This is a genomic window from Alphaproteobacteria bacterium (assembly GCA_018662925.1).
Lineage (GTDB): Bacteria > Pseudomonadota > Alphaproteobacteria > 16-39-46 > JABJFC01 > JABJFC01.
Genome location: JABJFC010000076.1, coordinates 1 through 14314 on the forward strand (window position 1 = coordinate 1; position 14314 = coordinate 14314).

Annotated in this window: 10 protein-coding genes and 1 pseudogene; 2 read left to right on the forward strand and 9 right to left on the reverse strand. The window is 37.8% G+C overall.

Annotated features, from left to right (window positions below):
- Nucleotides 1-208: 208 nt before the first annotated feature.
- Entirely contained in the window at nt 209-1360 is a 1152-nt protein-coding gene (locus HOL16_06410; protein ID MBT5390317.1) for a hypothetical protein, read from the forward strand.
- Nucleotides 1361-1423: 63 nt separating this feature from the next.
- Complete coding sequence (locus HOL16_06415; protein ID MBT5390318.1) at nt 1424-2068, forward strand: hypothetical protein; 645 nt, start codon at nt 1424-1426, stop codon at nt 2066-2068.
- 37 nt (nt 2069-2105) lie between these two features.
- Here the strand turns inward: HOL16_06415 and HOL16_06420 are convergent, their stop codons facing one another.
- The 9 genes and pseudogenes from HOL16_06420 to HOL16_06460 all read right to left on the reverse strand — a co-directional run bounded on the left by HOL16_06420 (nt 2106) and on the right by HOL16_06460 (nt 14078).
- Nucleotides 2106-3140, reverse strand: coding sequence for an alkaline phosphatase (locus tag HOL16_06420; GenBank protein MBT5390319.1), 1035 nt, complete (start codon nt 3138-3140; stop codon nt 2106-2108).
- Between the two features lie 232 nt (nt 3141-3372).
- On the reverse strand, nt 3373-5115 hold the full coding sequence (locus tag HOL16_06425; GenBank protein ID MBT5390320.1) for an ABC transporter ATP-binding protein: 1743 nt from the start codon (nt 5113-5115) through the stop codon (nt 3373-3375).
- Nucleotides 5116-5120: 5 nt separating this feature from the next.
- Nucleotides 5121-6188, reverse strand: coding sequence for a threonine aldolase family protein (locus tag HOL16_06430; protein ID MBT5390321.1), 1068 nt, complete (start codon nt 6186-6188; stop codon nt 5121-5123).
- Between the two features lie 2 nt (nt 6189-6190).
- The gene (locus HOL16_06435) at nt 6191-7249 is read right to left on the reverse strand and encodes an aminotransferase class I/II-fold pyridoxal phosphate-dependent enzyme (GenBank protein MBT5390322.1); all 1059 of its coding nucleotides are present in this window, start codon (nt 7247-7249) and stop codon (nt 6191-6193) included.
- Between the two features lie 8 nt (nt 7250-7257).
- Entirely contained in the window at nt 7258-8103 is an 846-nt protein-coding gene (locus HOL16_06440; protein ID MBT5390323.1) for a hypothetical protein, read from the reverse strand.
- Nucleotides 8096-9121, reverse strand: coding sequence for a hypothetical protein (locus tag HOL16_06445; GenBank protein MBT5390324.1), 1026 nt, complete (start codon nt 9119-9121; stop codon nt 8096-8098). The genes HOL16_06440 and HOL16_06445 overlap by 8 nt, the downstream gene beginning before the upstream one ends.
- A complete protein-coding gene (locus HOL16_06450) occupies nt 9118-10788 on the reverse strand; it encodes a hypothetical protein (GenBank protein MBT5390325.1) in 1671 nt (556 codons plus the stop codon). The genes HOL16_06445 and HOL16_06450 overlap by 4 nt, the downstream gene beginning before the upstream one ends.
- A gap of 5 nt (nt 10789-10793) precedes the next feature.
- Nucleotides 10794-13161, reverse strand: a pseudogene (locus tag HOL16_06455) (glycosyltransferase).
- Complete coding sequence (locus tag HOL16_06460) at nt 13158-14078, reverse strand: NAD(P)-dependent oxidoreductase (protein ID MBT5390326.1); 921 nt, start codon at nt 14076-14078, stop codon at nt 13158-13160. The pseudogene HOL16_06455 and the gene HOL16_06460 overlap by 4 nt, the downstream one beginning before the upstream one ends.
- Nucleotides 14079-14314: the final 236 nt, after the last annotated feature.

A 14314-nucleotide genomic window follows, 5' to 3' on the forward strand; every position in this document is an offset into this window, starting at 1 on the left:
GAAAATGATGCTAGCTTCATAATAATATTTCTTAAGAAGGGGTTACGTTTTCACCTAAAGAGTGTAACCCTTTTTCTCTCCTTTTCCAGCTATTTCCTCGTACTCAGAGCTTTTTTGTTTCTCTATCTCGGATCTAGGGACCAAGAATCAATAGATGACAAGACAGTTTTAAGGTAGATTCTTTTAGCTAAATTAGGAGATTTCAGAAATGAATATGAAACCTAATATTTTAATAAGAACATGCTGGAAAATATCAATTTCCTTGGCTCTGTTTTCACATATTCTTATACTTAACAAAGATGTATTTGCGATGCCTCCAAAGAAGGAGAGAGATCTCCCAGGTGATAGAGAGCAAGACTCCAGAAAACCTTATAGCATGCAAAAGCTGAGTAAAAAGGAACAACCTATTCTACTTTTTAATGCCCTTATGCAAAAAGCTGCCATCCACTTTCATAGTGGGGAGAAGGATCAACAATTAAATTGCTACAAGCAAATCTTAATTATTGAAGGGCTATCACCTCTGTTTCGGGCTCGAACCCATGCAAACATAGCCGTGGTCCATCTCCATTTAGGGCAAACCATTATAGCTTCTTTGAACTTGCAAAAGGCAGAAGGGTTAGCTTCACTTGAGGAATTAGAGACCGTTATGGGACCACAATCCTTCAGTGTATTTGCAACCACTTATCATAAAACAGCTGAAGACTTGTATCTTAATCATCCTCAAAAGGCATTAGAGTATGAATTGAAAGCGCTAAAAGTGCCTAAACAAGAGGAAAGTTGGTACGAGAAAATACATCTTCATCTCGCTATACTGCACGATAGACTTTTAAAATTTAAAGAAAGCTTAGACCACGCTCTTAAAGCAAAGAGTGGCACACATTTAACTTCTGATGAACGCGATAGAGCACTAGCCTTTGCAGCTATGGGAAGTGCTGAAATTGGAAAACATGAAGATTGTTTGAAATATTTTGACAAAATAAGAAACATAGATAGTTTGCCAAATACTGAACGCTTTCTTCTTCTCTCTACTGTTGGGGGATATTACTTAAGTAACCAAGAATGGGAGAAAGGGATTAATTTTAGGATCCAAGCTACAAACGTTCTTGATACTTCAACTCCTCAATATTTGTGGTCAAAATATCATCTTGCCATGGTGTATGGGGAAAGTGGGAATAAAGAAAAAGAAGTTGAACTTTATAGTGATGTTCTTGAACTCATTAGAAGTATTCCTTCTAGTGAAGAATGGCGGGATGATATAGTTTCAATTCATTTATCTATAGAAATTTTCTTCTTTGTGAAAGAGCAAAAGGAAAAGGAAGAGAGAGAAGCACAAGTGCGCGAACAAGCCTTACAACAATAAAACCAAAGAAGGGAAAGGCGCAGAGATCGTCTTCAGCAGCAGCGACTTGATCATATACGAAAAATGCAGAGAGAGGCTGTAGAAAGAGAACAACGGCTTGAAGAAGAGAGAAAGAGGAAAATTGAGGAAAAAAGAAGGCGTGAGGAATTACGGGCTATCCAAACTGTTCCTACAAATGAAAATTTTTTGATTCAACAAGCTTCTGTTAGTGAACCTCGCTTCGTTCCAGAAGAAAAAAAAGAAAAAGTTAAAACTCGTGGCGTTGCAACTCAACAGGAGAAATCAAAAGAAATAATAGGATCTTCCTCAACACTTCTCCCACCTTCGTTACCAAAATTGGGAGCACAAGCCCAAAACGTTTTTTCTAAGATAGAAGATGAAGACTGGGATTTTACACGAGAAGATTATTCACTCTATCTAACTGATCTACAATGCACACAACGTAAAAATAAAAGCTCACATCGTGTTTTCCAACTTCCAAAAACAACGATTATAACCATTGAAAGAGATGGACAGAAACTCCAAGAGCATGTTTTTCTTGGTGATGAAGATATTGAATTAGGGTCAGTGACACTTCCTGCTTGGAAAGGGAGCCATATACCGTTTTACTTGAGAAAACAACTTCGTGCATTTCATGAAAAGATTAATAGAATTTACACGAAAATTTCTGAATTGAACGAAGGCTCTTCTAGTAGCAATATCAAGTGAGCTCCCTTTTTAACTGTGGCATAGCCTACATTTTTAGTTATTTTCTGACCTCCAAATTATCAACAACTTTTTTAGAGACAGTCATAAATTTAAACTGTAGTGACTTCTCATCTGCTTCCACAAACAAAGCACCGTGCTCTTCTGAAAATCTAAACTCACTTTCTGGGCTTTTATCGATGAACTCATACCTATACTGTCCACCGCCCAAACCAGAAATAATATAAGGGATTCCGCCGACATCAAATCTTTCATACACATGAATATGTCCACTCAAAACCGCCGAAGCCCCCCACTCTGCTAAAGGAACAAAAATTCGTCTTTCTCGATTTTTAGTATAAAAGTTTTGCTTCTCGACCGGTGGAACCATGATTTCAGATGAATAAGGTGGGTGATGAAACACGACTATTTTCCATGGCGAACTTGATTGATGCAATCCTTCTTTCAACCATAGGAGTTGCTTCGAATCTGGTTCAATCCCATCAGGCTCTCTTTGGTCACTAGATAGCATAAAGAAATGAACGCTTCCTTTAACAAAATCATAATAGCGAGCCCGTTTTAGAAATTGAAAATAATCTAAATATGGCTCACCATCTTCTGAATCTAAATCATGATTCCCAATACAGGGGAAAAATCTATTCTCTTCACCCACTGGCTTTTCGTACTTTCCGCTGTAAGGATATATGTAGGTGCTGTAATGTGACCCCACATTATCATCAATGGTTTCTCTGGCACCACAAGGGTAATTATTATCACCCGTTGTCACAATAAAATCGGGGTTTTGACTCTTAACAAGACTAGCAACGCGAACACTAGCATTAGAATTTTCTCCATAATCTCCAAAGGCTGCAAATTTGATTGGAGCAGATGAAGCATCAAATCCAAATTGGAAAACTCCAATGGTCACTACAAATGCTATATTTATAATTTTTCTCATCATTCTTACTCCACTTGAGAAGATTTCTTCAGCAGAGAGTCCCAAAGCAAAACTATTGGATAGACTAATTAGCGGGAGCACACTCACTAACATAAGTGCGCCATCTTCTTTTCTTGAGAAGCGGTTGTCATTAAGCATTATATTTTCCTTTCCTTTTCCTATTAAAAGTTCGTGAATATAGTGCTTATTTAGCTTTGTATTCAGGCAGCTCTCTATGGCGTGAAATCACTTATTCCTGAAAAATACGTGCTTATTACGTAGGAAACAAAGGATGACTCTAAGGACAAAAAATTTGAGCTTAACCTTCTGGCTTTGATTTATTCAGACGTTTCTTATTTAATTTTCCCCAGCCGAAGTTACAGGGACTTTGTTAACCCACTTTTTCTTTTTTAGGAAAATTATAATTGCTATGATCCCAATTAGATGGCAGGTCATCCGTTTTTACGTCTTGCTTAATAGCTCCATTTTCAAAAAAAAGTATTCTATCAAATATATCAAAATTGGTAGGATTATGCGTGATCATTATAAAGGTCTTAGTTTGAGTATCAGAAATAATAGCTTCTAATATTTCTCTCTCCATTTTGTTATCTAAGGCTGAAGTTGCTTCATCAAGAATCAAGATTGGCGAATCACACAGAAAGGCTCGAGCAAGAGCAATTCGTTGGCATTGTCCCCCAGATAATTTTACGCCATTTTCGCCAACGAGTGTTTGGTAGTTTTTTTCAAGATTCATTATAAATTCATCTGCCCTTGCGAGCTTGGTAACCTCTCTAATTCGAGTCTTATCCGAATTTGGATTACCATAACGAATATTATCCTCAATACTTCTGTGAAATAGAGTCGTATTTTGTGGGACATAAGCAATTTTCTCAATCAAATCCATTTGGTTTTTTTGTGCAATTTCTTCATCCGAGATCAAAACCCTCCCTTTTTCTAACGAATATAAGTTTAAGAGAAGGTGCATCAAAGTGGTTTTCCCAGAACCTGATTCTCCCATTATTAAAACACGCTGTCCTTCAGGAATTTCTAAGTTCAAATTGTTGAATAAACTATGTTGAGGCTCATAGCCAAAGCGAATGGAGTCAAAACTAATCTCACAACCACTGTGAGAGGAGGGCCTCAGCACACCTGTTACATTATTTCCTGTCTCAGATAAATGCGATAGAGCCTCGGTTGCTATACCAATTTCTTTAAATAAATCTAAAAGATTCACGGAAGCTACCCATGCCGAACGCCTTACGTAAAAACACGTCGCTGTCACAAATGAAAAATCACCAAGTGTAAGTCTCCCCACTTTCCATCCCCAACCGAGCAACCCTACCATTGCAAGAAGCATTAACATAGAAATAACGCTTCTTAGGGAATCAGCCTTAAAAGTTATCCACTCTATCCTTCGAGCACGCGTTTTTTCAGAATTTTGGAGACTAAGAGTAAGTCTGTCGTCAATATTCCTTCCTGAGAATGTCTTGAGAACGAGTATATTCCTAAACAAGTCTCCAATGTGACCTAACAGCTTATTTTCTGAAGAAGCATATTCGTCCGAAAAATGAATGCTTTTCTTGGCAAAAAGAAACGTAACTAGATTCATTCCCAAAAACCAAAGAATAAAAAATACCGAAAATAAGCTACTAATGGAAAATAGGAATCCAAGAGCAATAAGAGATGATACAAAAACAGGAAAAATCCCGTACAGAAAACTTGCGAGAAGAAGATCAAAGCTATTTGAAAGATTCTTATACTTTGTGATGAGCTCTCCTATCTGCTGATCCTGAAAAAAAACAAGCGGTTTCTTAAGGACATCTGATAGAATGACTTCTCTAAATTTTGCTCTTAAATCAGGAATAAATTTTATCCAAAGATAATTACATCCTCTTATGGAGAGTTCCATGAGGGCCATAAGCACGAAATAGTATAAGATTGGCCTGACCAAAACATTTGAAAGTGTCGAAAAGGCCCCTTCATTATAAGAAAGGTCATCAATTATAATTTTAATCAAGTATGGCGCGGCTGTCTCAGCTGTACACCAGACAACAGGAAACAAAAATAATAATAGGATTTTCCGGCGATAATTAAAGGCAACCCTATAATAAAAATTTAAAAGATTTTTATTCATAATGGCTATGATATCTTCTTCATTTTTTTCAGATCTACTTCTTCAAAGGCATCCCTAATTTCCAGAATTTCCTGAGGACCAATATCGAAATGAAGAATGAATCTCAAATTACCCCTACTATATGCGTGGATGCGGATACCTAATTTCGCAAGCTCTTCTTCAAAATCATAGGCAGTCAAAGAATCGTGAATAATTTTTACGAGAATAATATTTGTCTCTATATTATCTAAATCCACCTTAACGAAAGGTAATTCACTTAATTTTCTACCTAAGTTATACGCATTATCTAATACTGATGAAATTAACTTTACATTATTATCTAGGCCGTACAAACATGCTGCTGCAAGCATTCCAGCTTTGTGCATATAACCTCCAAATTGGAATTTATGAAACCATACGTCTTCGATAAAATTTTTGCTCCCGGCAAGTACAGCACCCATTGGAGCGCCTACAACTTTACAAAAATCAATAAAAACTGAATCAAAGGGTTCTGCATATTTTTTAGCAGAGATTTTTGTTTTCTCTTGTGCAACTAGTAATCGTGCTCCATCCATATAGGTAGGAATTGAGTATTTCCGAGACATTTGACATACTGCTTGCAACTCCTCTAAAGGCCAAATTGCACCCCCCCCATAATTTGTGGGATTTTCAACGGAAACAAGGCATGGGTGGGAATAATTAAACCCAAAAAATTTATCCAGTTCTGCCTCTAGTTGTTCGGAGGAGTAAATACCTCTATTCCCATTAATAAGGATGGGTTGTGCATGAACGAGTCCTGCGAAAATAGTTGGATTTTTTAAAACCGGATGAGCCGTTTTCTCTATAATAATTCCATCTCCAGGACGCCTGCACCACGTCCTGAAAGCCAGTGTATTACACATAGAGCCTGAAGGCAAAAAGACTGCAGCCTCCTTACCAAGAAAATCACACACTCTTTCCAGTAACAAGTTGACAGTCGGATCTTCTCCTGCAACTTCATTTCCTACTTCTGCATTACACATATATTCACGCATACCCTTGCTAATAGAGCAGTTGGTATCGCTAAACAAATCTATTCTGAATTTCTGTTTCATCATTAAGAGGCCTTTTTAACTGTTTTCAGTTTCATAACCACTTTCTCTACAATCTCTGCAGCTTGCATGACATCAGATTCCAAAATGTCTTTATGGATGATAGCTCTTACAGTTGATGGCAGCCAAGGAAAAAGAAGAAGCCCGTGTTCCTGGCACAGATTTAGAAATGTTTCTGCGTCTACGTTAAGAAGACGAGTACTAAATTGGATCATGTTCGTTTGACCCGAAAAAGGATTAATGTCGAGTTCTTCAATATTCTTCAGTTTGTCCAATAGTTTTTTTGTGTTTTCATGATCGATTTTAATCCTTTGGATATTGTGTTGGATAGCGTGATGAGCCGCACAAGCATTAAAACCAATTTGATGAACGCCACTTCCTAACCACATTTTATAGCGTTTTGCTTGCTCAATAATCTCTTTCTTACCCATTAGCATAGAACCAAAAGGCGCACCAAGCCCCTTAGAAAAGCAAACACTGAGTGTATCAGCCTGTTTTGCATATTCTGCGAGTGGAATGCCGGTTTCAATATGAGCATTAAAAATCCGAGCCCCATCCAGATGAAGGCCCATTCCTCTTGCTTTTGTATAAGCTCTAAGTTTTTTAAGCTCCTCTATGGGGAAAACCTTTCCCACCCAACCATTGATTGTATTTTCAACAGAGACTAACTTAGGCTGAGAGAAATAATAATAACGAGGTTTTGAGTTAATAGCTGCTTCTACATCATCACAAGTTAGAATGCCGTCTTGAGTAAATCTCGTGTTGAGCACTACATTACAAACTGAGGCAAAAGCAGCACTATCAAAAAAATTGATATGATAGTTATATTCGGTAATGACTTCGTCCCCTCTTGGAACTTGAGACATGATAGCGAGACGGTTGCTTAGCATTCCACTTGTTGAAAAAAGAGCATCTTCAACTTGGAAAAGTTCCTTACAATATTCCTGTAGACGATTGACACTTTTGTCTTCTCCATAAGCATCATCTCCAACTTCTGCTCTCGAGATAGCCTCTCTAATTCTAGAATCGGGTTGTGTGACTGTTTCACTTCTCAAGTCGATCATTTAATTTCCTAGGCAAAATGATTGTAAGGACTCTTCATATCGTAATCTACATACTCATTCGTATGTGACACTCTAAGTTTGAGATCTTCTATGTACTCTTTCAAAGAAACTTCATCGGGGATAAGATGGGAAACATCAGATCTATATTTTTTTAAAGCATAAATCCATATAGCTCTTCTCGCATTAATCCATTCTTGATCCCATGGGCTATCTTTTTGAAGTTGATCAATAGTACGGAACTCAAGATACCAAGTGTATCGAGGATTGGGACTTTCATTTTTTTCTGAATAATGAACTGTTTTTACATTATGGATAACGATATCTCCAGCCTTTGCCATGATAGGAACGAATTTACCTTTGTTTTTCTCATAAACTTCATAAATTTCGGTCTTCGTCAGAGGACCCATCTTGTAGCTTCCAGGTAAATAATAAACAGGATTATCATAAGAATCATGCATATATATTCCCACACTAAACACGTCATATTTGGCGGACTGAAGTGCTAGATCTTGGTGAATAGTTACCGGAATTCCGTGCTTTGGTATTTTTATAAGCATGTCCTCCCAAGTGGGAACGATCCGCGTAATATCGTCTGAAAGTTCAGAAATAATTTTTAAGATAGCATCGTGTACTAATAATTTTAAAAAAAATTCTCCTTTTTCGAACATATATCGAATTTTATGAATGTGTTGAGAGTCGTTTATGCGAAGAAAATCCTCTTCGTTTTCCTTGGAAGAAAGCGCCTTTTCCGTTTGTGACAATAAAGTCTCTACTTCCTCTGGTGCCAAAGCGTTTCTGAGAACACAATATCCATCTCTTAGAAAAGTGCCTTTTAAGCTCAATAAATCAGTCATCTTTTTCTCCTCTAGTTTCAAGATAAAGCTTGAGTTGCCTTAGAAGACTATTCCAAAGAGCAACATAATGAGTTCCATGGGCATCACTTCCATTATGCAATTCATGGCCTTGATGAAGAATGTGTAGATTTTGCAAGGCGAGCCTAGCTTTGTTTTTATCAAATAAAAATGGAAAGTCATGACACATCAAAAGATCTTGCCAGGTTAGTAGGAGTTTCTCGAATGATGCCATTTTTTCTCCCAAAAAAGTTTCTAATCCTCTTTCTAAGAGTCCTTGAGTTACCGACTGACATGTCCACATGCCAAAAGGACTTTTTTGAATTTCGGGTATATTTTTTGGTGGTTGATAAGAGGAACTTTTCCAGCGTGTTACAAAAGCAAAACGATTAAATCCAATTTCATTTTTTCCACTTCCATGCCAAGTTCTGGAGTCAAAAAGAATTGTATCACCTGCCTTTGCAGGAAGCGAGATACATGATTGAGAATTTGACTTATTATTCCGCTTCAAATCCACAAATTGAGGAGACCAAAAGTCAACCGCAGGTTGAATAGGATCCAAATGACTCCCTAGAACAAAATCTAAAGGCCCAGATTTTGGGGGCACATCTGTTAAGGCAACCCAAGCGGTGATTTGATATGGATTATCTGGTGAATACGATATGTCCTGATGAAAGGGAACAGGTTCTGGAGAGTGTTTTGTTTTAGATATTACATTTACCTTCTCAAGCGAACAATCGCCAATAACTCTCTCAACTTGCTTTGAAAGTTTTTTGACGAAAAGCAGGTCAAAAACACTGGTGATTGGTGAGGGTGAACTCCACCGACTGAGGGCCGTTAAATATTCATCTGTCTGACAATCAAGCTCATCAGCACATTTTTTAAAAGCCTGGTTTAGACGCATTAAATAGGGCTCTAGAAAATTACGATCAAACACTGAGGGAAGTAGTGCGTAGCCGTCGTTTTTAAGGCTTTTCTGGGTTTGAGATAAAGTATTTAATGCTAAGCTATTTTGCTTCATAGGCTTTTAACCTGCATAAGGGACAAACATTGAGACATACCCTGAATCACCTCAATTTCCATTCCAACTTGTAGTAGTATTTCTTTCCAGTTCTGAAGAGTTCTGACTTTTCCGCCAGTTTCCGCCATCATATTTAAATCAAACATTCCTCCAAAAGAAGAATTCTCCTCTAAGATCATTTCGAAAATGTATAGTTTTCCCCCACTCTTTAACGATTCCTTGGCATTGTTTAAAATCAAGGTTGCTTGAGAGTCTGGCCAATAATGCATGTATCTGGGAAGAATTATAGCATCTTGCTTTTTACTGAGGGGTGTAAGCAAGTTTCCCTCATCTATTAACAGTCTATTTTTATATACATCTAGGGAACTTATGTTCTTTATGACAAATGGTTCACCTAAAAATTGGGTTTTGACATCTTTATGATGATCCAAAATTTTTGGCAAGATGGTTGCGGACGCTCTTCCTAAACCGGTAATAAGTTCATGCTTAGACCAATCTTGTAGTGTTCCAATAGAAGTGAAATCACAAGCATTATAGCCGTCTAGGGCTTTAAGATATTTTGTAACGCTCTCTTCGTTTTTCTCTAACTCTTTAAAGGAAATATGCCGTTTTAGGCTTGATTCACGCATCAGTTTAGCTAACTCTTTCCACGAATCATTCACGCGTGACCACATATAACCTGCAGAGTGCATAAAAGAGTTTTCTGTTGGAATTAAATGTTGTCCCTTTTGTGTGAGAGACCAATCTCCACTTGAATTTTTTTCAACTATATCAAGCTCCCAAAGCCCTCGTAGAATTCTTAATAAAAATTCTTCTTTGATGAGTGTTTTTTCAGAAAGTTGACTTAAAATCCCCGGAAGACTTTCGAACAGTTTGAGATCTACCGCTGTCCTAATTGTCCAAGTTTTCCAAAAACCAACCATATCACCAGATAATTCACCCATGAAATCATTCTGTTTTTGTAGAGTATTTATTATTTTGGCAACATCACCTTTTTCAGAGAGAAGAAGTCTAGTCCCATCTTTTCTCTCTACGTAGGCCACACCGTTATAAAACGGTTCTATAGATGTAAACCTTTCTTCATAGATTGAATTCCCTTTAACATCCACATGGAACCACCCAGCAGAGTCTTTTGCTCGGGCAAACCCTTTGTGGAATATATCTAGGTGATCAAACCACTTATCATGGATGAAATTTCCTTTCTCATCTATATGGGTGTGTTTACCGCACTGATTACAAATAACGGCAATTCCATCCTTAAAATCTCCAACATAATTATACCTTTCTGAATAAAGGGGCCCTCCTTGATCATTGATATGGAAATAATTTCCCTTAAAATCTCTTACAACACATTTTTCTTCTTGATAATTCCCGCACCATCGAAATTTTGACGGATATACTGGATCTCCATTAGGGAAAATATGAAACGAACCCTCATTAGTTTCAACAGCCGCTTTTCCGTCATAAAAGCCAAAGGTACGAATATAGCGATTATCGTAGGCAGGACTTCCATCCGTTTTAATATGGTATGCCCCTGACGCGTCTATAACGGGAGCGAGCCCAGGCTCATGATACTTCAAAACGTTTGAGAACTTTTCAGAGTATAGCGGAATCCCTGCTTTTAGATGATGTGTCCCACAATCTGATATTTTAAGTTTTTTAAGCATGGTATTTAGGCGACTTTCTTGACTTCTTCAGGTGGTTTTCTCATATTGCAGCCGACACAAAGTGGGTGGCTCATATAAGTCTTTTGAAGGTTCTTGTACGCCTTGCTTTCCCATATTTCGGCTAAAGACATTTCATACAGATTCCCAAACTCTCCCAATTGCTTTCTTTGTTCATCGGGCGCACAACATGGGCTAAAACGACCCTCGGTATTGACCCATGCTTCTTTGTTTAAAAAAGGACAAACGGCGTTTGGATCTATATCATGTTGAGCAGTTTCATTTAAAATAGAAATGTTCTCAAGACGAACATACTTACCATTAGGCAACTTTTGAGAGGCTGCCACTTTTTGAGCTTTGATCACAGCACTATTCCAACGCTCAATAGACGCTGGACTTCGACGCATTGATAGGTTTTTTATCTCGCCAAAATGAGCCCATAAATGGTGTCCTTTAATACGGTCTACTCCATAATCAATAGCTAACTGTACAATATCGGATAGTTCATGCACGTTAAGTTCGAGAAAGGTCAGTTGCAAAGTAACCTGACACCTATCACCGCCGTCTACAGCATATTCATCTCTAATACGTACAAACGTCTTTAAATTTGACAACATAGTCTCCCACTTGGATCCCAACATGATCTTTTCCTGAGTTTCCTTTGTTGCACCGTTCCATGAAAACTTTACATCCGATGTGACAGGTACCAATAACCTTGACCATTCTTCGGGTGTTTTGCGTGGAAAACTCCCATTGGTTGTCAAATTTAGCTTCACACCAAATTCGTGGCACATATTAATTATCTCATCAAACTGCTTATACATAAGGGGTTCCCCCATAGTTGAGGGAATGATTTCTCTCAATGGAGTCCCTTTGCTTTCTTCTAACATTTTTCTGATGAGATTGATGTCCATCCTGCGCTTGGCAATTCCAGCTTTAACTCTCTCCTCTTTCACTTTACTGTGTGGTGAAAAGCACTCACACATTACGCATTTGAAATTACAATCGTCAGGATTAGTATCAAATGTTATTCGCCATGGGCCAGGTTTTGTTACCATTGCTTTCATCCTTTTTCATTTTTATGAGTGATGTGTAGTATTTTTCTAAAGTATGAACGTGATTTGATAAATCTGGGACATTTCCATCCTCAGAATAAATATACCCTCTTTCACCAAGGGATTCAGCTAGTAGGGGATTTTGAGCCATTCTTTCCATTTGTTTGCACAAATCTCGAACTTTTCTGTGCTCAAAGAGAAGGCCATTTACTTCATGGCAAACATATTCAGCCATCCCCCCAATATTTGCAGTAATTACAGGTACTCGTGCCTGCTGTGCTTCATGGATGACTAAGGGAGAATTTTCTTCCCAAATAGAGGGAACAACAATGGCATCCACCCGATTAAAGACATCTTGGACAATATTTTCATTTTGATACTCTCCTACCCAGTCTATCAAAGACTGTTTTCTTTCAGGAAGTTTTAGAACAAAATCTTTTAAGGCAGGAGTTACATCTCCTCTTTCCCGTCCCCAGATTCTTAAACGACAATTGGACTTTACCTTACCAAAGGCCTCTATTAGGTGGTGAATCCCTTTTTGAGGTGTATGTGTTCCAATATAACCAAATACGAAACTTTCTTTAGAATTCCGTTTTCTGTTTTGGAGTCTCTCAAGATCAAAGCCGTAATCTAGATAGATAAGCTTATCGTCTGAGAGATAGAAATAAGCTTTATATTTTTCTAATAGATATTTAGCTGGAGCAACAAAAAGATCAACTTCCTTAACGACGTCTCTCATGTGCTTCATGCGTATTTTAAACCAGTGAGTCCAATACTCTAGTTCATCCTCTTTCTCTGATTCCATTCCAGAAAAGTATCCCGAATAACACCGCTCCGCACATTTGCGATTTTCTTGACCATCGCAGAATTTCCATACTTCTTTGCTGTTTTCAGGGTTTCTTTGCAAAAACTGACCTCTGGCACATATAAGCCAATAATCATGCAAGGTATAAACAATTGGAACATTCCTTTTCTTGATTTCCCAAATAAGAGTTGTTGAGAGGTGATTTAAATGTCCTATATGGACAATGTCAGGAACAACTTTATCCATTAATTCTCCGAAAATAGCGTCAACTTTAGGGTGACTATAGCGATAGCGTTGGCGAATTAATGGAATGTTGATTAAGTGCTTTAGAATTCTAGAGTCTAAATGGTCAAATTCCTGTCTAACAGTGTAATCTGGTAGAAAAGAATTCTCTTCTCTCGTAAAAACGTGTACCTGGTTATTCTCAGAGAGACCATGGCATAGGTTCTGGCTATACACCTCTGAGCCAGCATTATATGTAGGTGGGTACCCATGTATGAGCTTTAGAACTCTCATGCTATTTTCCGTCGCTCTTCTATCTGTGTTCTTAAAAGAACAAGATATTTATCGATAGCCTGCTCGAAATTATAATGAGTCTTCCATCCTAGTAATTCTTTTGACCTAGAAGGATCACCATAAAAGCGCGATACATCAAAATTCCTTGGAGGCAATTCTAGAAGTCTAGATTTAGATCTTGCTTTTCCTATAATGATATTTGCTGCTTCTCCCAGTGTCTTCCCTTGGCCTGAAGTAAAGTGTATAGGGGGCAAAGAGCTTTCCTCCTGAACAAGATGTGCAACTACTAAAAAAATACCTCGTGCAACATCTTCCACATGGGTAAAATCAAAGACATTCTCTCTTCCTTCAATTTTTAAAGGCTGATTATTCAGGGCACCCCAACTAAAGGCAGGAATCACACGGTCTACATGATCATCTGCTCCACCAAACACATTGGAAAATCGAAGAATAGATGTCTTAAGCCCTTCTCGCCTTACTTCAGTGATAAGTTTTTCGGCCGCAACTTTTGAATGAGCATAAATGTTCATTGGTTTTAAGGAGAAATCCTCTTGAACGGGAAGAATTTCCTGTTCGCCATAAACTTCACGACTGCTCGCATAAATTATCCATGGCTTCTTTGAGCTGGTTAGTGCTGCCCTTATTACATTTCTTGTTCCTATTCGATTCGTCTTATCACAAAGTTCTGGGTTCTGTTCTCCCCATATAACCCTCGAAACAGATGCCAGATGGATGACCCCATCACAACCCTTAATCTTTTCAGACAAAAGCTCCTGATTTGAAAGGGTGCCATATCCAGGATGAGTTTTATGGTAGAAATTATCATATTCAACAACTCGAAAACCCGAAGTCTCTAGCAGTTGAGAAATGCTGCTTCCAATAAGTCCTTTTGAACCGGTAATAAGTATTGTAATCACACTCAAATATCCCTCTATAAATACACTTCTATAAAAGAAATAATTTTTTTAAAATTTTATTCTCATGTAATAAAATCATTAAAAGTTGTATCCGTCTACCCAAAATCCGCGATAGGAAGTTACATTTCTCCTTCAAGTTCAAGGGGACGCAGTTTTTTCGATCGAGCGCGAGTTTTTTTAGGTGTTAAATTTTTAAATCAGCAATAATTGACCCAAAGCGCTAAAAGTTACTCTAA